General features: G+C 69.2%; 15 protein-coding genes. 12 read left to right on the top strand and 3 right to left on the bottom strand.

Features of this window, described 5'->3' with window-relative positions; translation table 11 throughout:
* Positions 1-1,077: IS30 family transposase (locus EZE58_RS06600; protein WP_240941127.1), on the top strand; the 1,077-nt coding region annotated here is incomplete at its 5' end.
* A 77-nt stretch (positions 1,078-1,154) separates the two neighbouring features.
* Positions 1,155-2,681 carry a hypothetical protein gene (locus EZE58_RS06595; protein WP_259788334.1) on the top strand — a complete coding sequence of 509 codons (1,527 nt, stop codon included), beginning with the start codon at positions 1,155-1,157 and terminating at the stop codon, positions 2,679-2,681.
* Between the two features lie 74 nt (positions 2,682-2,755).
* Here EZE58_RS06595 and EZE58_RS06590 read toward each other — a convergent pair whose 3' ends face one another.
* Positions 2,756-3,718 (bottom strand): LCP family protein, encoded by a 963-nt coding sequence (locus EZE58_RS06590; protein WP_009380381.1) that lies wholly within the window; start codon positions 3,716-3,718, stop codon positions 2,756-2,758.
* A gap of 283 nt (positions 3,719-4,001) precedes the next feature.
* Positions 4,002-5,399 carry a C4-dicarboxylate transporter DctA gene (locus EZE58_RS06585; protein WP_009380380.1) on the bottom strand — a complete coding sequence of 466 codons (1,398 nt, stop codon included), beginning with the start codon at positions 5,397-5,399 and terminating at the stop codon, positions 4,002-4,004.
* Positions 5,400-5,539: 140 nt separating this feature from the next.
* Between EZE58_RS06585 and EZE58_RS06580 the strand changes: the two genes are divergently transcribed.
* Positions 5,540-7,276: a sensor histidine kinase gene (locus EZE58_RS06580; protein ID WP_009380378.1), complete on the top strand. Its 1,737-nt coding sequence runs from the start codon at positions 5,540-5,542 to the stop codon at positions 7,274-7,276.
* Positions 7,266-7,970 carry a response regulator gene (locus tag EZE58_RS06575; RefSeq protein WP_101624428.1) on the top strand — a complete coding sequence of 235 codons (705 nt, stop codon included), beginning with the start codon at positions 7,266-7,268 and terminating at the stop codon, positions 7,968-7,970. Before EZE58_RS06580 ends, EZE58_RS06575 begins: the two co-directional genes overlap by 11 nt.
* A gap of 58 nt (positions 7,971-8,028) precedes the next feature.
* On the opposite strand, the gene EZE58_RS06570 is transcribed toward EZE58_RS06575, so the two are convergent.
* Positions 8,029-9,435: a trehalose-6-phosphate synthase gene (locus tag EZE58_RS06570; RefSeq protein ID WP_167560133.1), complete on the bottom strand. Its 1,407-nt coding sequence runs from the start codon at positions 9,433-9,435 to the stop codon at positions 8,029-8,031.
* A gap of 369 nt (positions 9,436-9,804) precedes the next feature.
* Here EZE58_RS06570 and EZE58_RS06565 point away from each other — a divergent pair, with 369 nt between their 5' ends.
* From EZE58_RS06565 to EZE58_RS06530, 8 genes are all read left to right on the top strand, one after another.
* On the top strand, positions 9,805-10,077 hold the full coding sequence (locus EZE58_RS06565) for a GlsB/YeaQ/YmgE family stress response membrane protein (protein ID WP_009380367.1): 273 nt from the start codon (positions 9,805-9,807) through the stop codon (positions 10,075-10,077).
* Between the two features lie 189 nt (positions 10,078-10,266).
* Complete coding sequence (locus EZE58_RS06560) at positions 10,267-10,935, top strand: TetR/AcrR family transcriptional regulator C-terminal domain-containing protein (RefSeq protein WP_063249994.1); 669 nt, start codon at positions 10,267-10,269, stop codon at positions 10,933-10,935.
* A 161-nt stretch (positions 10,936-11,096) separates the two neighbouring features.
* Positions 11,097-12,149 carry an acyl-CoA dehydrogenase family protein gene (locus EZE58_RS06555; protein WP_101624430.1) on the top strand — a complete coding sequence of 351 codons (1,053 nt, stop codon included), beginning with the start codon at positions 11,097-11,099 and terminating at the stop codon, positions 12,147-12,149.
* A complete protein-coding gene (locus EZE58_RS06550) occupies positions 12,146-13,534 on the top strand; it encodes a bifunctional PIG-L family deacetylase/class I SAM-dependent methyltransferase (protein ID WP_167560131.1) in 1,389 nt (462 codons plus the stop codon). The genes EZE58_RS06555 and EZE58_RS06550 overlap by 4 nt, the downstream gene beginning before the upstream one ends.
* A complete protein-coding gene (locus EZE58_RS06545) occupies positions 13,534-14,295 on the top strand; it encodes a glycosyltransferase (RefSeq protein ID WP_167560129.1) in 762 nt (253 codons plus the stop codon). Before EZE58_RS06550 ends, EZE58_RS06545 begins: the two co-directional genes overlap by 1 nt.
* A 202-nt stretch (positions 14,296-14,497) precedes the next feature.
* Positions 14,498-15,946: a hemolysin family protein gene (locus tag EZE58_RS06540; RefSeq protein ID WP_009380356.1), complete on the top strand. Its 1,449-nt coding sequence runs from the start codon at positions 14,498-14,500 to the stop codon at positions 15,944-15,946.
* Positions 15,943-16,968 carry a hemolysin family protein gene (locus tag EZE58_RS06535; RefSeq protein WP_009380355.1) on the top strand — a complete coding sequence of 342 codons (1,026 nt, stop codon included), beginning with the start codon at positions 15,943-15,945 and terminating at the stop codon, positions 16,966-16,968. The genes EZE58_RS06540 and EZE58_RS06535 overlap by 4 nt, the downstream gene beginning before the upstream one ends.
* Positions 16,969-17,343: 375 nt before the next feature.
* Positions 17,344-18,528, top strand: a complete 1,185-nt coding sequence (locus tag EZE58_RS06530) for an NADP-dependent malic enzyme (protein ID WP_009380353.1) — start codon at positions 17,344-17,346, stop codon at positions 18,526-18,528.
* Positions 18,529-18,596 lie beyond the last annotated feature (68 nt).

Here is an 18,596-nt window from a genome sequence, read left to right as displayed (position 1 = left end):
AACACTCCCGGTCGGCGGGGGTCTGATCGGTGGAGTGTGCAGATGGCGCGGGTGGGGTTGTCGTTCAGCGACAGGTCGGAGATCTCGGCGGCCTCGAAAGCGGGCTGGTCGGTGCGGAGGATCGCCCGTCACCTGGGGCGTTGCCCGTCGGTGATCTCGCGGGAGCTTCACCGGAACTCGACGAAGACCCGCGGCTACCAGGCCGTGACCGCAGACGTCAGAGCGCAGCGTCGGCGAGCTCGCCCGCAGCAGCGGAAGGTCGCGGGGGATCCGGTGCTGCAGGCGAGGGTGGACGCCGACCTGGCCGCGTCCTGGACGCCGAACGAGATAGCGGGCCGGTTGCGTCTGGAGGCGACAGACCCGACCGTTGAACGCATGGCGAACTCTCCTGACGCACGCGGCCGAACCGTCTCCGGTGAGGCTATCTACCAGTACATCTACGCAATCCCGAAGGGTGAGCTCGCCCGCAAGGGCATCTTCCTGCAGTCCAAGCGGACCAAGCGCCGACCACGTACGACCGGGCGGACGCGCGGTGGCCCAATCGTAGGTATGGTCCCGATCGCGGAGCGAGGTGAGGACGCCGCCCAGCGTCGGGTGCCGGGGCACTGGGAGGGTGACCTGATCATCGGGAAGAACGGCACCTCGTGCGCGGCGACGCTGGTGGAGCGGATGAGCGGGTTCACCGGGCTGCTGGCCCTGCCCTCGAAACACGCCGAGCCAACCGCTGACGCGGTCATCGAGTTTTTCAACGACCTGCCCGAGATGATGAAGGCATCGTTGGCGTGGGACCAGGGCAGCGAGATGGCCCAGCACGCGAAGGTCTCCCTGGCCACGGCGATGCCGGTCTACTTCGCCGATCCCCACTCGCCCTGGCAGAGGCCCAGCAACGAGAACACGAACCGGCTCTACCGGGAGTATCTGCCCAAGGGCACGGTGATCCCCGATCACCAGCCCTACCTCACCACCATCGCCGAGGAGATCAACAATCGACCCCGCCGCCGACTGGGCTATCTCACGCCCACCGAGGCATTCGCTCGACTGCTCGCCGGCGAGCCCCATGTTGCTTCGACGCCTTGACATCGCCATCGGACACTGATTTTCGGGGGTGGTGAAGTGTGAAGCGAACGCTGCATATCGTTGGCGCTTTGGCCTCAGTGCTGGTGATCGCAGGATGCTCGTTCAACCCGGCGACGCGGGACTCCGCGACGGATACGGCTACCTCGACACCCAGCCCGACGCCGACGGTGTTCACTCAGAACCTTGGGTCCGGACCGACCGGCGATGCCGGAACGATCGCCATCAGCGAAGACGCAGAGGGTGAGGACTTCGGCGCATCGAATATCGGCATCTCGTTCGAAGCGACCGACCTCGCCGATCCGCGACTCGACCCGGCGGCCTCCAACCTCGACGATCTGCTCAGATCCCTCGGTAGCCCGGCGCTGCGATTCGGCGGCAACGGACTCGACCGACGGACGTTCTGGACATCGACAGGGGAGACCCCGCCGAAACCCGAGCAGGTGGCGGTCACGCCTGACAATCTGAGGAACCTCAAGAGACTCGTCGACGCCACCGGCTCGACCGTGACGATCGGGATCCCGCTCGGCACCTACGACCCCGAACGCGGTGCCGACATGGCGGCCAACGCCGTCGACATCCTCGGTGATTCCCTCGCCGGGCTGGCGATCGGCAACGAACCCAACGGCTACACCGTCAAAGACGTGCCCAACGGCGCCGTCCGTGGAGACGGCTGGAACCGCGGCGAATACGTCAAGCAGCTCGAAGCCTACGCTGACGCCATCCATGCAAAGCGCCCCGACGCCCCCATCATCGGTCCCGACGCCTACGACGGCGCCTGGATGGACGCCTTCGTCGGAGCTGATATCGACAACACGACCGCCATCGCGCAGCACTGGTACCAACTCTACGAATGCGACTCCACGCAGGTGCCCGGCCGTGGCCCTCAAGCGGAGAACCTCGTTGCCCCGTCCGCGAAGGCAGCGGCGAAGGAGAACCTCGAGATCGGTCTGGCCAAGGCCGACGCCGCCGGCCTCCCGCTCTGGCTCGAGGAGACCGGCCCGACCAGCTGCGGCGGTACGAACGACACCTCCCTGACCAACGCGATGTCGCTCTGGGCCGCCGACTTCACGCTCTACGCCGCCTCCCTCGGAGTCGACCGCCTCGCCATGCACTCGATGCTCGGCGCCTGCAACGGCGGCGCACCGATGTCGCTGGTCTGCGACCCCGCCGACCACGGAACCGCCTCGGCCACTCTCCAGGGTCGCCCGCACTTCGCGGCGATGCGGCTCCTCGTTCCGAGCATCGGCGGCACCTTCACGAGGACGAGCGTCAACGGCGGCGGAAACATGAGCGCCTACACCGTGACGAAGAACGACGGGAAGACGCTGGTGACGACGGTCATCAACGCCAACGACGCCGCTGACATCGGCGGCAACCCGGTCACGCTCGAGATCCCCGACGGCTTCTCCGTCGACCGAGCCTCCCAGATCTACGGGCCCTCGAACGAGGCGAAGAACGCCACCCAGGTCATCCCTGCGAACCCGTTGCCGGACAGTGTCCCCTACAGCGGGCCGGCACCGACGGCGAGCCCCACGGACGACAACGACCTGCGCATCGACCTCGCCGCCAGCTCAGCGACCGTGTTCATCATGAGCAAAGGCTGACCCCGGCAGCGACACAGCGACCTCGTGAGCAGAACGGTGCAGACACTCACCGAGCCGGCACTCCCGCTACCGCCTCAGTACCCGAGCGACGCGACGTAGCGGAGGAACTCCTTGAGGTCATGCCCGCCGAGCGCCTGCCGGAGAGCCGGCAGCGCCTCGGCGTCGAAGGACACTCGCACCGTGCCGTCCTCGAGGCGCTCCGAGGTTGCCGGCACCGTGACGGCGACGACGTCGTCCTGCGGGATCTGCCGGATGACATTGGCGAACTTCCCCAACTCGATCGTCGTCAGCCCACGATCGGTGCGGACCCCGGCTGAGACCGCGCCCAGCACCGCGGTGAGCTTCGCCGGATCCTTCGCCAGCCCGCCCTGTCGCAGCGCCTGGACGAGGGCACGCAGCAGAGCCCGCTGATTGCGGGTGCGCGTCTGTCCGGCATCGTCGACGGCGGCCGCCGACGCGAACGTCACCGCTGACGCACCGTCGAGTGAGTTCGTCCCCTCGACGAACGACGTGCCCTCGGCCTCGAACGGGGTCCGACCGTAGACGGCAACGGGGCCGATGACGTCGATGACATTGCCGAGCGCCTCGGCGGAGAGCTCGACGACATGGTCGACGCGGACCCCGAGGACCTCCTCGGCGATGGCGACGAAGACCGGCCACCCGCCCTCGTCGACGAGGGATGCGAGGCTGCGTCCGGATTCGATCTCGACGGACGGGTTGAGGACGAGGAACCCCGCCGTGTCACCGGTCGCAGGCACGTGGACGAGGGCGAAGAGGTCGTTGAGGCTCGAGTTCGCCGCCGCGACGGGCTCGGCCGGAGCCGAGCCGGGCACGTACCCAGCCGCCGACCCGGGCACGTCCGGGGTGGTGACGCGCAGAGCGATCGTCCGCGCGTCGCTGGCCGTGGGGCGGATGTCGGCGGGTGGGAACGCCTGCTCGTCGGCGAGCTTGCGTGAGGAGTCGTCGAACGCAGCCCGAGCCTTGTTGATGTCTCCCAGCGACCCCAGGGCCGATGCCACCGTCTTGAGCCTGACCATCGCCGTTCCCCTCTCAGCGCATTTCGATTCTTCACGTCGGTGAGCCCGACCGGGGAAGCCGACGACCATCGACTCCGCCCGGGCTCGCAGCCTCATCGCCGACCACGGACGAGATCCTGGTGGAAGGGGAGGTGAGAGGCTCACTGACGCACCTCAAACTCTATCGCCACCGGCAGGGCAAAGGGAGCGAACACGACGGGGCGGAGGCGCAATCACGCCTCCGCCTCGCCGGGTCTCTCACAGTTCAGCCGGTCGTCACCTCACGCTCACGTCCGCGCCAGCGTCACGTCCGCGACAGCGTGGCCGGTGACCCGGACGCCGGTGCCTCGGACTGCGGTGACCCGGACGCCGGCGCCTCAGCCTCCGGCGACTCGACGGTCCCGCCGTGGTTCTCCGGGTCGAGGCTGAGCTCGTCGAACGGGCTCGACCCGTCGAGTGCCGCGCGCGCCTGGTTGAGGTCGAGCTCCTTCGTCCACCGGCCGATGAGCAGGGTGGCGACGGCGTTGCCGGTGAAGTTCGTCAGGGCGCGGGCCTCGGACATGAACTTGTCGATGCCGACGATGACGCCCATGCCGTCGAGCAGCTCGGGCCGGTGCGCCTGGAGACCGGCGGCCAGGGTGGCGAGCCCGGCGCCGGTGACACCGGCCGCACCCTTCGAGGCGATGATCATGAAGACGAGGAGTGAGATCTGCTGCCCGAGGTCCATCGGCATGCCCATCGCACTCGAGACGAAGAGCGCGGCCATCGTCAGATAGATCGCGGTGCCGTCGAGGTTGAACGAGTACCCGGTGGGCACGGTGATGCCGACGACCGGCTTCGAGACCCCGGCATGCTCCATCTTCGCGAGCAGCCGCGGCAGCGCCGACTCCGAGGACGAGGTCGAGAAGATGAGCAGGTACTCGCGGGCGAGGTACTTCATGAGGAGGAAGATGTTGAGCCCGGTGACGATCTTGAGCAGGCCGCCGAGGACGATGACGATGAAGAGTGCGCACGTGAGGTAGAAGGCGCCCATGAGCACGGCCATCGACCCGATCGCCGCCCACCCGGTGGCGCCGACGACTGCGGCGATGGCACCGAACGCGCCGACGGGGGCTGCCCACATGATCATCATCATGAGCTTGAAGACGACGGCCTGGATGTGGCGGATGCCGGTGATGACCGGTTCGCCCGCCTTGCCCATCGACTGCAGGGCGAACCCGACGAGGAGCGCGAGGACGAGGGTCGGCAGCACCGGGATGTCCCCGGGGATGAGGCCGAGGAGGAAGACGACGGTCGCGTTCTCCTCCCCACCGGCGGCATCCTCGTAGGGTTTGAGCTGGAGTCCGGTGCCGGGGTGGATGAGGTTGCCGACGACGAGGCCGATGATGAGCGCCAGGGTGGCCATGCAGAGGAAGTAGATCATCGCCAGGCCCCCGACCTTGCCGACGGTCGCGGCCTTCGCGACCGACCCGACGCCGAGGACGATCGTGCAGAAGATGATCGGGGCGATGATCATCTTGATGAGCGCGATGAACGCCGTGCCCAGCGGCTTGAGCGCGATGCCGACCTCCGGGGCGATGAGGCCGATCGCGGCGCCCGAGACCACGGCGACGATGACCATGATGTAGAGCCAGTGGGTGCGGTCCCGCTTCTTCGCAGGAGTCTGCGCTGTGGGCGCGGGGGTCGTGTTCTCAGGCGGCATTGCCTTGTCTCCTCATTGAGTGATCGATGGGTCCTTCGCTCACCCAGAGTGGCAAGGGTCGTGACGTCTGTCACGGTTGCGTTCATAGTGTTCATGGCCGGGCGGGCGTGCGAAGCTTGTCTCGGTGGAGAGGAGAGACGATGGCGACATCACGCACGTCCGGGCGTCGGTCGGTGCCCTTGGCGCGGCGGCTCTTCGTCCTCCAGCTCGTCCTCATCGTCGCCGTGTGCGCGGTCCTCAGCGTCACCAGCTACCTCACCGCCCGTGACTCCGCGCGGGATGCGACCGCGGACCGGGTCCTCAGCATCGCCGAGACCCTGGCCAACGACCCCTTCGTCGCCGAGGCGGTGACCGGCCCCGACCCGTCCGCCCGGCTCCAGCCGTACGCGCAGACCGTCGTCGACACCGCCGACGTCGACTTCGTGACGATCATGGACCGCGACCGCACCCGCTACACCCACCCGGATCCCGACGAGATCGGCCGGCCCTACATCGGCAGCATCGACACCGCCCTGACCGGGCGGGCCGAGACCGAGGAGTACGTCGGCACGCTCGGCCCCTCGGTGCGGGCGATCGTTCCCATCGTCGACGACGCCGGTGGAGTCACTGCGATGGTCGCCGTCGGCGTCACCCTGGAGACGATCTCGCTCACCCACGCCGCGGCGCTGCCGCAGATCCTCATCATCGCCGCCGTCGCCATCGCCCTCGGCGGGCTCGGCGCGTGGATCCTCAGCCGCTACCTCCGCCGTGTCACCCTCGGCTACGGGCCCGAGGAGCTCAAACGGCTCTTCGCGTTCTACGACTCCGCGCTCCATTCGCTCCGTGAGGGCCTCATCCTCGTCGACGACCGCGGACAGCTCGTCCTCTACAACGATGAGGCCGCCGCCCTCCTCGACCTTCCCCGTCCCACCGACGATGAGCCGGTTCCCCTCGCCGAGGTGGCCCTGCCGACCTCGATCCGTGACCTCCTCGACTCCGGTCGGGTCGCCGTCGACGAAACCCACCTCACCGCCGATCGCGTCCTCGTCCTCAACCAGAAGCGCGCAACAGAACCTCACGATCGCGCCTCCCGGGACGGGGAGGCTTCCACGGCGAGCGGCACCGTTGTCACTCTGCGCGACCGCACGGACCTCACCGAACTCACCGGTGAGCTCGAGACGATGCGGACCCTCTCCGAGGCGCTGCGCGCACAGACCCATGAGCACGCCAACCGCATGCACACCGTCTCGACGCTCATCGAACTCGGCCGCACCGCCGAGGCGGTCGACTTCGCCGTCCGCGACGAACAGGAGTCCCAGCGGCTCACCGACACCTTCGTCGACTCCCTCGACGAACCCTTCATCACCGCGCTCATGGTCGGCAAGGCCGCCCAGGCCCACGAACGCGGCATCGAACTCACCGTCTCCGCGACCGGGGAGCTGCCGCCGGGCAGCCTCGACGCCCGCGATCTTGTCACGATCGCCGGCAACCTCATCGACAACGCCCTCGACGCCGCCGCGGACTCGGCGGAACGGCACGTGTGGGCGGACTTCGTCGCCGCCGACGGCGAGCTCATCATCACCATCGCCGACTCCGGTGCCGGCATCGACGAGACGGAGATCGACGCGATGCTCCGCCTCGGCGCCACAGGCAAAGCCGAGGCCGCGCACCCCGGCGGGCGAGGGTTCGGCCTCGCGCTCGTCCGGCAGGCGGTCGCCCGCCTCGGCGGGCAGCTCACGGTCGAATCCGACGGAGGGGCGATCGTCACGGTGACGCTGCCGGTGACACGGGCCGACGATCCGGCGGCAGGGAACGGCCGCCTCGGCGAGGGGGATGAGACGACGACGGAGACAGAGACAGTGACAGGGAAGGGGCGGGAGCGCACCGATGGCCGCTGACAACAACGACCTGCGGGTCCTCATCGTCGAGGACGACCCGATGACGGCAGAGGCCCACGCGGACTTCGTCCGGCGGGTCCCCGGCTTCACGGTGGTCGGGATCAGCCTCGGCGGGACCGCGGCACTCGAGCGCTTCGACGCGCTGACCGCAGAGGGCAGGCCGGTCGACCTCGTCCTCCTCGACATGAACCTCGTCGACGCCCACGGGTTGGAGGTGGCCAAGCGGATGACGAGTCGGAACACCGGGGTCGACATCATCGCGATCACCGCGGTGCGGCATCTGCCGGTGATCCGCTCGGCGATCGCGGTGGGGATCACGCAGTACCTCATCAAACCGTTCGCGTTCGCCGCGTTCCGGGAGAAGCTCGAGAACCAGCGGGCGTTCCGGCAGGGTCTGAGCGGGGGAGGCGAGCTCGCGACGCAGGAGTCGGTCGACAGCGCGCTCAGCGCCCTTAGGTCGGTCGCCCCGGGGCGCCTGCCCAAGGGGCTCATCGAGGAGACGCTCGAGACGGTCTCGGCGGCGGTGCGGGAGGCACCGGCGCCGGTGTCGGCGACCGAGGTGGGGCGGGCGCTCGACCTCTCCCGGGTCACGGTCCGTCGCTACCTCGAACACCTCGTGACCACCCGGCAGGCGGTCAAGCAGCCCCGGCACGGCACCCCGGGCCGCCCGGAGTACGAGTACCGCTGGGCGTAGGGGCGCGCGGAGAGGACCGCGGCGGCAGGTCACCGTCGGCGCGTCACTGCCTGCTCCCTCACTGCAGGGCGCTCAGCCTCGGCAGGGCTCCGGGGGTCTCGTGGACCGCGGCCTCGAGGTCGTCGAGGAACCGGGTGGCCCACCGGCAGAGACTGTGATCTGCCACCGTCGTCGCCATCGCCTCGATGCGCGAGTGCGCGTTCGCCGCCTCCGTCGCCACCGCCTCGGCGATCGCGTCCTTGAGCGCATCGCGGTCATGCGGGTTGACGATGAGGGCCTCGGTGAGCTCATCGGCGGCACCGGCGAACTCCGAGAGGACGAGCACCCCGCCGCGGCCGCGCCGGGCGGCGACATACTCCTTGGCGACGAGGTTCATCCCGTCGCGCAGCGAGGTCGCGAGCAGGACATCGGCGGTGAGGTACCACTTGACGACGTCGTCGAACGGGTACTCGCGGTGGAGGTAGTGGATGCTCGCCCCGCCGAGACCGCCGAACTTCCCGTTGATCCGCCCCACCGTCCGTTCGACGTCGGCGCGCAGCTGACGGTAGGCCGGGATCGCCTCACGCGAGGGCACGGCAATCTGGACGAACCGTGTCGTCGCCGGGTCGAGGGTGCCGTCGTCGAAGAGCTCCTCGACGGCGAGCAGTCGCTCGAGGATCCCCTTCGTGTGGTCGAGTCGGTCGATGCCGAGGAGCACGGTCTCCGGATCGCCGAGCTCGGATCGGATTCTGGACGGTGCCCCGTCGCGCACGGCGCTCTTCGCGAGCGTGCCGATGCGCTCGGAGTCGACGGAGACCGGATAGGCGCCGACGATGGTGCCGTCCTCGCGCGGGTCGACGCCGAGGATGCGGGTGCACGCGGCGATGAAGTTCTCGACGTCAGCCTGTCGTTGGAAGCCGATGACGTCGGCGCCGAGGATGCCCGAGAGCACCTCGGTCCGCCACGGCAGCTGCGCGAAGAGCTCGACGGGCGGGAACGGGATGTGCGTGAAGTACCCGAGCCGCACATCGGGCCGCATCGACCGGACGAGTCCGGGAACGAGCTGGAGCTGATAGTCATGGACCCACACGAGCGCATCGGGTGCCGCCGAGGCGGCGACCTCCTCGGCGAAGCGACGGTTGACCCGCTGGTGGGCCTCCCACCATGACCGTTTGAACTGCGGGGCGACGACATGGTCGTGATAGAGCGGCCAGATCGTGCTGTTGGCGAACCCCTCGTAGTGGGATTCCACCTCGTCTGCACTCAGCCGCACGGGGATGAGCGCCATGTCGGACTGCTGCTCGGGTTCGGTCTCGTCGTCGGCGATGCCGGACCAGCCGACCCACGCGCCGCCGTGGCGCTGGGCGACGGGGGAGAGGGCGGCGACGAGACCGCCGGGAGAGGACCGCCAGGCGTCGGCGGCCCGCTGGCAGGGCAGCCGGTTGGCGACGACAAGGAACCTGTGGCGCTGTGCTTCTGTGGACACGATGATCTCTCAGCGGCATCCGGACGGCTGCCGCGATTCTCGGGGCCGGGCGCACCGGGAGGCGCTGCCTGTTCGCGACGAGAATACCGCCATCTACTTTACGTCGTAAAGCCGGAAAAATGAACCCTGGTCGACTTGTCGGTGAATCGGCTTCTCGTGCCCGCCGCATGGGTTTTGTTGGCATTGGGTTCCCGGTGGGATTACAGTGTAAGAAAGCAGCGAGGCGGCTTGTCTCCATGCTCATCTCCTGGCCCTGGGAACCAAGGCCAGGCCGCTGATCCGCGACATCTGTGAGCTCCTGCGACCGACATGGTCGCGGCGGGCTCACAGGCCCACCGGATCCCATTATGCAGTTGAACGAAGTTACCAATGGGTTTCATCGCTTATCTCATTCTCGGCCTCATCGCCGGTGCCATCGCCAAGGCCATTCTGCCCGGTCGGCAGGGCGGCGGCTGGATCGCCACCCTCATCCTCGGCGTCATCGGCGCCCTGGTCGGCGGCTGGCTCGGCGGCCTGATCTTCGGCGCTGAGATGAATGCGTTCTTCTCGCTCTCGACGTGGCTGTGCGCCATCGGCGGTTCGATCATCGTCCTCCTCATCTGGGGACTGATCACCGGTCGTTCGCGCGCGACCAACGCGTGAGTCGCTGACCTGTGAACACTTGGTCGCAGGTCATCTCGGCGGGCGCGTTCAGTGCACTAGACTGGGCAGTGAACGCGCCCGCCGCCGACGCCGGTCCGACGGTTCGGGCACGAACGAGGACCTCGCGACAGATCGCGGTCGGGGTGGCATCGGCCTCCCCGACCGGGATCAGTGATTCCAGGAGTAGTAATGGCCCGTCAGCGCTTGCGCCAAGAGGACATCGTCCGGGCGGCGATTGCCTTCATCGATGAGTTCGGTGTGCAATCGCTGTCCATGCGCCGACTGGGGATGTCGCTCGAGGTGGAGGCAATGGCCCTGTACAACTATGTCTCGGGACGCGAAGAGCTCGTCTCGCTGGCCGTCGATGAGCTCATCGACGATCTCTTCGACGACGAGCTGATGCAGGAGCAGCCCGCATCATGGGAGGCGTTTCTGCGGTTCGTCGCGAACGCAATGCGCGACCTCGCGCTCAGCCATCCGCGGATGTTCCCGCTCATGATCACCCAACCGCCGGAGGCGCCGTGGCTGCGCCCGCCGCTGCGCAGCGTGCGCTGGGTCGATTATTTCCTCTCCACGCTCCAGGACTACGGCTTCTCCGACGACCGTGTCGTCGACGCCTACAAGGCCTTCACGAGCTTCCTCCTCGGTCACCTCGTCCTCGAGGTCTCCGCGCTCGGCATCGACATCGCCTCCGAGATCGACGACGACGCCGACGGCGGGGAGAGCAGTGAGAGCCTCGGGAACTACCCGACGCTCAACCGCCTCCAGGACATGCTCGCCGAAGACCACTCCGACCGCGAGTTCGATGACGGCCTCGACGACCTCATCGAACGCATCCGCACGACCAAGGACTCGTGACCCGAGCCGCCCCCACCGAACGGACCACCGCGCCGACGTCGGCGCGGGCCGCCGACGGCAGCCAGGTGGCGCCGGCCTCACATCATGACGGTCAGGTCCTGACGGGTCCTCGACTGTCGACTTCGGAACCGCCCCACCGATCGAAGGGATGAGTCCCGCCCATGCACACACCGCTCGTCAGAGCCCTCACCGAACTCACCAAGCCCTGGTACCGGCCGGGCACCGATTCGCCCCATGAGGACGAATTCCTCAAACTCGTCACGAGCACCGCGCCACTGGCCACGCGACTCGCAGCACTCCAGGGGTTCTGGAACCTCACCGGCACCTCCTCGGCGCTCAAGCAGTGGGATGCGCTCACCGCGATCGCCTCCGCTGATGTCGCCGTCGCCCGCATGCTCGAACCCCACATCGACGCCCTCGGCATCCTCGCCGAGGCGGGACACCCCACCCCGGGGCCGGAGTCCTCATGGGGCGTCTTCGCCGCCGAGATCCCCGGCAGAGTCGTCACCGCGACCCCGGCGGCCGACGGCACGCTCGTCCTCCACGGGGAGAAGGCCTGGTGCTCGCTCGCGACCGAGCTCACCCACGCCATCGTCTCCGTCCGCCTCGGCGAGGCCCGACAGACCGTGGCCGTCGACCTCACCGGGCCCGGGGTCCACCCCGCCGAGGCGGACTGGCCGGCCCTCGGGCTCGCCGAGATCCCCAGCGGCCCCATCGTCTTCGACGGCGCGCGTGCCACCGCGGTCGGACCGCCTGAGTGGTACCTGCAGCGGCCCGGGTTCGCGTGGGGCGGCATCCGCGTCGCGGCGTGCTGGTTCGGCGGGGCGCTCGGGCTCGCCCGCAACGCAGCCCAGCGCCACTTCGGAAGGCCCCAGCCCTCACCCCTGGGGGCGATGACGCTGGGACAGATCGACACGGAGATCACGGCCGCCCGCACGGTCCTCGCCCACGCCGCGCAGCTCGCCGGCAGCGGCGACATCGACTCCCACGACGACTCGTGGACCCAGGCCCTGCGCGTGCGCAACCTCGTCTACCGCGCGTGCCAGCGCATCCAGGAGCTCAGCCGCGAACTCGCCGGTCCCGCAGCGCTCACCGGCGACCGAGAGTTCGCGAAGGCCGACGCCGACCTCACCGTCTACCTCAGCCAGCACCACGGCCCCCGCGACGAAGCCTCCCTCGGCGAGGCGATCGTCGCCGACGCGACACCACGATGACCTTCACCCACCTCGACGAGACGACCCCGGAGGACGCGTGGGCGGAGGCCGGGGTCGCCGAGCTGCCCCGGTTCGCGCCGGACACCCTGCCGGGCGGGTCCGTCGTCGTCCTCCTCGCCCACCCCGACGACGAGGCCCTCGGCTGTCCGGGACTGCTCACCCGCCTCGGTGCGGAGGGGCGCGACGTCGATGTCCTTCTGTGCACGGCTGGGGAGAACTCCCACCCGCAGTCCCCGACGCACACCCCCGAGCAGCTGCGGGAGATCCGCCTTGCCGAGTTCGACTCCGCCCTCACCGGGCTGGGAGGGTCGATCACGGCGCGGTTCCTCGACCTCGGCGACGGTGGGCTTCCGGCCCGGTATGAGGAGATCCTCGCCGAGGTGGACGCCGCCGTCTCCGCCCTGCCCGCCCCGGTGACGATCGTCGCTCCGTACAGCCGTGACGGCCACGGCGACCACGAGACCCTCGGGCGGGCGGCCCTCGAGGTCGGCCGGCGGCGGTCGGCGACGGTGCTCGAGTTCCCCATCTGGTACTGGCATTGGGCCGACCCCACCGACCGTGCATGGCGAGAGTGGGAGTTCCTCCCCGATCCAGCCGGTCTCGACAGGCAGGCACTGTGGGCGCACTATCCCTCGCAGATCCGACCGCTGTCGGACCGGCCCGGCGACGAGGCGATCCTCCCGGCAGAGTTCCTCGCGCACTTCGCCCGCGGCGGGGACACGTTCGCCGTCACCCGCTTCGGACCCGCCGACGGCCACGCCGGAACGGGAAAGGGGCGGGAGACGAACGATGCCCGCACCGCCGAGGCGGTCTTCGATCGCGTGCACACCGAGCGACCCGACCCGTGGGAGGTGCGCACCTCGGCTTACGAGATCGCCAAACGCCGCGCCCTCATCGCCGCCCTGCCGGAGGGACGGTTCGACCACATCCTCGAGATCGGGTGCTCGATCGGCGAGCTCAGCCGTGCCCTCGCCGAGGTCGCCGACCACGTCACCGCGGTCGACGCGAGTTCCGCAGCGCTCGCCGAGGCGCGTCGCCGGCATTCCGGGCACGGCATCGACTTCGTCCACGGCACCCTGCCCGACGATTGGCCGGCAGGCCGCTTCGACGCCGTTGTCCTCGCCGAGACCGGCTACTACCTCACACCCGTGCAGCTCGAGCAGACCCTCGACCAGATCGCGGAGTCGACCCGCGACGACTTCATTCTCGTCCTCTGCCACTGGACCGGGGAGATCGAGGACTGGCCGCTCGACGCCGCGCAGGTCCACGCCATCTGCCTCGGCCGCTGGCCGGATGCCCTTCGTCTCCACCACGATGTCGGCGACTACCGGCTCGACGTCCTCCACGTCTCCCGCACGGTGCGCGTCGGAGGGGAGGAGGCGTGATGATCGACCACGTCGCCGTCGTCGTGCCCGCCCACAACGAGGAAGCGGAGATCCTCGGCTGCCTCGCCGCGCTCGTCGCCGCGGTTGAGGCCGCGAGCCCCCTGTCCTCGGTGCAGATCATCGCCGTCGCCGACAGATGCGCCGACGGCACCGCCGGCCTCATCGAGCGCTTCGCCGCCAGGCACCCCGTCGTCACTCCTATGACCGTGCCCTTCGGCAACGTCGGCCGCGCCCGCGACGCCGGGGCAGAGGCGGCACTCGATGCGATCGCCGCGGTCGATGCCGACGAGGATGCGCTCGAGCGCACGTGGCTCGTCTTCACCGACGCGGACACCCGGGTGCCCGAGAACTGGATCACCGCGCACCTCGACCATGCCGGACAGGGCGCGGACTGCGTCGTCGGCACCGTCGAACCCCGAGCCGACGTCGGCAACGACGACCTCATCGAGGCATGGTTCGCCGCGCACCACCTCGGCGAGGGACACGACCACGTGTTCGGAGCGAACCTCGGGATCCGGGGCTCCCACTTCGTACGGATCGGCGGATGTCCGCCGCTGCGCCTCGGCGAGGACGTCGCGATGGTCCACGCCGTGACCGCGGTCGGGGGCACCGTCCGGCGGACCGACGACTGCCGGGTCGTCACCTCGGCGCGGATGCTCGGTCGCTGCCACGGAGGATTCAGCACCTACCTGCGGGAGCTCGCCGACGAGACGGACGGCCGCCTCGGCGACATCGATGCTGAGAAGTCCCACGCAGGATGATGTGAGAATCCTGTCGCGTCAGGGGAACTTGGTACGCTGGGGAGAGTTGACTTTTCAAGAACCGAAATGGAGTGAAGCCGCACGTGGGAACCACCGCGGATATGGGGTCGTCGTCCGACGACCCCGGCGACTGTTGGATTTGTGAACTGAGCGCGCATCGTCGCGCCTCTGATCGGCCGGCCGGGGCGGGGGTGAGCGCCCCATGGGCTCCGAATTCCTGATGCTGGCGATCGGCTGCGTCCTCGTCCTCATCATCATCGCCGCGAACGGGTACTTCGTCGCCCAGGAGTTCGCGTACATGTCCGTCGACCGCTCGCGGCTCGCAGCTCGCGCGGAGACCGGGGATCCTGCCGCCAAGCGGGCGCTCGCCGTCACCAAACGCACATCGTTCATGCTCTCCGGCGCGCAGCTGGGCATCACCGTCACCGGTCTGCTCGTCGGCTACGTCGCCGAACCGATGATCGGCCAATCCCTCGGCGCGCTCCTCGGGGGACTCGACATCCCGCCGGCGGTCACCGTCGCCGTAACGACCGTCGGCGTGCTCCTCGTCGCGACGATCGTGCAGATGGTCTTCGGCGAGCTCTACCCGAAGAACCTCGCGATCGCCGCCCCCGAGACCCTCGCGCTCGCCCTCGCCCGGTCGACGCAGATCTACCTCGCCGTCTTCGGCTGGCTCATCGCGATCTTCGACGTCGCCGCGAACCTCTTCCTCAGGCTGCTGCGCGTCGAACCCGTCCACGACGTCGACCCGAGCGTGTCCGCCGACGAACTCCGACGCGTCATCGAGGAGTCTCGGCAGACCGGTGACCTGCCCACCGACCTCTCCCTCCTCATCGACCGAGTGCTCGAGTTCCCCGACGCCGACGTCGAACACGCGATGATCCCCGGCTCCCGTGTGGCCACGGTCGACCACGAGGTCACCCTCGGGGAGCTGCGCGAGCTCATGGCCCACGCGCACAGCCGCTACCCGGTCCTCGACGAGACCGAGGCGCCGGTCGGCGTCGTCGAACTCGTCGACCTCCTGCGCACGAGCGAGCCGATGGACGCTCCGGTGACGACGATCATGCGTCCGCCCGTCGTCGTCCCCACCCTCATGGCTCTGCCCGATGCGCTTGCGGAGATGAACCGCGGCGATTCGCAGCTCGCCTGCGTCATCGACGAGTACGGCGACCTCGCCGGCATCCTCACGACCGAGGACGTCGCCGAGGAGCTCGTCGGCGAGATCACCGACGAACACGACGAGGAGAGCCCCACCGCAATGGTCGAAGAGGCCCCGCGGACCTGGATGGCCGACGGAGGCATGCCGCTCGACGAGGTGCGCCGCATCGTCGGCTACGACCTGCCCGAGGGCGACTTCGAGACCCTCGCGGGGCTCGTCATCGCCACGAGCGGCGGGTTCCCCGAGGCCGGCGACCGGGTCACCGTGCCCGTCCTCGCCGAGGCATCCGACCTCCTCGCCGACGACCCCGTCGAACGCGAGCTCGACGTCGAGGTGCTCACCGTCGACCGGCACGTGCCCGGGCAGATGCGGGTGACGCTCATCGAGACCACCGCCGATGACTCGGCCGCCGACGATTCGGCCGCCGACGACCCAGTTGCGGATGGCCGCGACACGGGTGAGTCCGCCGCTGAGGAAGGGAGGAACCGATGACCGACGCACCGCTCTTCGTCATCGTCGGCACGATCGCACTCATCGTGCTCAGCGCGTTCTTCGTCATCATCGAGTTCTCCCTGCTCGCCGCCCGCCGGCACCGACTCGAGGAGCAGGCGTCGACATCGGCGCCTGCTCGGGCGGCGCTGCGGGGAATGAACGAGCTGACGATCATGCTCGCCGTCGCCCAGTTCGGGATCACGATCTGCACCTTCGCGCTCGGTGCGATCACGAAACCCGCCGTCGACTCGTGGCTGGCCCCGCTTTTCAGCGCGGTGGGCGCGCCGTTCTGGCTCGCCGACTCGGCCGCCTTCGTCCTCTCCCTCCTCTTCGTCACGTTCCTCCACCTCGTCATCGGTGAGATGGCGCCGAAGTCGTGGGCCATCGCCCACCCCGAGCTCGCGGCGACGATCATCGCCCTGCCGGCCCGAGCCCTCGCGTGGCTGCTGCGGCCCCTGCTCGTCTGGGTCAACAGCGTCGCCAACAGGCTCGTGGCCGCAAGCGGATACACACCCGCGGAATCGCGGGCGCTCGGCGGGCAGGACATCGATACGATCCGGCAGCTCGTCGAGCATTCGGCGGCCGCCGGCGAACTCGACGACGCCTACCGCGACCAGCTCACCCACGTCTTCGAACTCCAGAGGATGAGCGTGGGCAGCCTGCTGCCCGGCGGGACGCGTGCCCTGACCTCGGTGCCGGAGACGGCGACGGCCGGGCAGGTGCGCGACCTCGCGGCGGAGTCCGGGCACATGCGCATCCTCGTCGAGCGCGCGGGGAAGGCACCGGGGGTCGTCCACGTCCGCGACGTGCTCCTCCTGCCCGCCGACCACGGGATCGAGGACTTCACTCGCGACTGCCTCGTCCTCGACGCGGAACTGCCCGTCCACGAGGCGCTCACCCTCATGCGCGATGAAGCCGAGCAGCTCGCCGTCGTCACCCGCGACGAGCGCATCGTCGGGGCGGTGACGATGGCCGACATGCTCCGGCGGATCCTGCCCGACGGGTCGAGCATCACGCTCTGAGGCCGGGCCGGACCTCCTCGAGCCAGCCAGGCGGAGAGGTGGAGCCAGCCGGGCGGAGAGCACGGGTGCGGGCGGAGTGGACCGGCCGCCTCGGCGGGGTGAGCTGGGACACCTCCGCGTCCGATCCATGGGTTATGCTGGCACGACGACCGACCCAGGAGGTCCGCGCCCGCCTCAGGCGGGCCGGTCGTGGAGCGCGCGATCGTCCGACCCCCACCCCGGTCGGCAGGGTGCGCGCGGCGTCACCGGCCACCCTGCGGCGACTGCGACTGCGACTGCGCCAGTGTCCGACCGGCTCACCGGTCCGACCTGCAATGTGAGACCACGACGACGGCCGCCGAGGCGGGCCGTCCCCACTGACGACGAGGATCATCGATGACGACACCGACCGCTGACGACAAGGGACAGGCTCCGGCCGCCGCCATCACCGAAGACGAGATCTTCGCAGGACACCACCACGGCAAGCTCGCCGTCGAACTCACCCGTCCGCTCGAGACCCAGCGCGACCTCTCGATCGCCTACACCCCGGGCGTCGCCCGTGTGTGCACCGCGATCGCCGAGGAGCCCGAACGGGCGAAGGAGCTGACGTGGTCCGGGCGCCTCGTCGCGGTGATCTCCGACGGATCGGCCGTGCTCGGACTCGGCGACATCGGCGCGAGCGCGTCCCTGCCCGTGATGGAGGGCAAGTGTGCCCTGTTCAAGCGCTTCTCCGGGCTCAACGCGATCCCCATCGTCATCGACACCAACGACGTCGACGAGATCGTCGACACGATCGTGCGGATCTCCCCGACCTTCGGGGCGATCAACCTCGAGGACATCTCCGCCCCGCGCTGCTTCGAGATCGAGGACCGGGTCAAGGCCGCCCTCGACATCCCCGTCATGCACGACGACCAGCACGGGACGGCGATCGTCGTCCTCGCGGCGCTGATGAATGCCGCGCGCGTCGTCGGCAAGGACATCACCGACCTCAAGGTCGTCATCTCCGGCTCGGGGGCCGCAGGCGTCGCCGTGACGAAGATCCTCCACGAGGCCGGTGTCTCCGACATCGTCGTCCTCGACTCGAAGGGCATCGTCGAATCCGGGCGCAGCGACCTCACCCCGACGAAGCAGGCGATCGCCGCTGACTCGAACCCGCGGGGGATGAGCGGGGGAGTGGAGACAGCCCTCGACGGAGCCGATGTGTTCATCGGGCTCTCCTCCGGCACGATCGACCCGGAGCTGCTCTCGACCATGGCCGACGACGCGATCATCTTCGCGCTCTCGAACCCCAACCCCGAGGTCGCCCCCGACGTCGCCGCCCAGTACGCCACGGTCGTCGCCACTGGTCGCAGCGACTTCCCGAACCAGATCAACAACGTCCTCGCGTTCCCGGGGGTCTTCCGCGGAGCGCTCGACGCCGACGCCACGTACATCACCGAGGAGATGAAGCTTGCCGCGGCGAGTGCGATCGCCGCGCTCGTCGGCGACGACCTCGCGCCGGACTACATCGTCCCCGGAGCTCTCGACGAGCGGGTGGCTCCCGCAGTCGCCGCCGCGGTCGAGGCGGTCGCGCGCGGGTGATCGAGGGATGACTGCACATGACTGATCAGTGACCGGAAACGGTCAGCGGCCCCGGGAGGACTCCCGGG

Source organism: Brevibacterium sp. LS14 (assembly GCF_012027885.1).
GTDB classification, from domain to species: domain Bacteria; phylum Actinomycetota; class Actinomycetes; order Actinomycetales; family Brevibacteriaceae; genus Brevibacterium; species Brevibacterium casei.
Note: the sequence above shows the minus strand (reverse complement) of the source record. Positions and strands in the feature narration are given on the sequence as shown.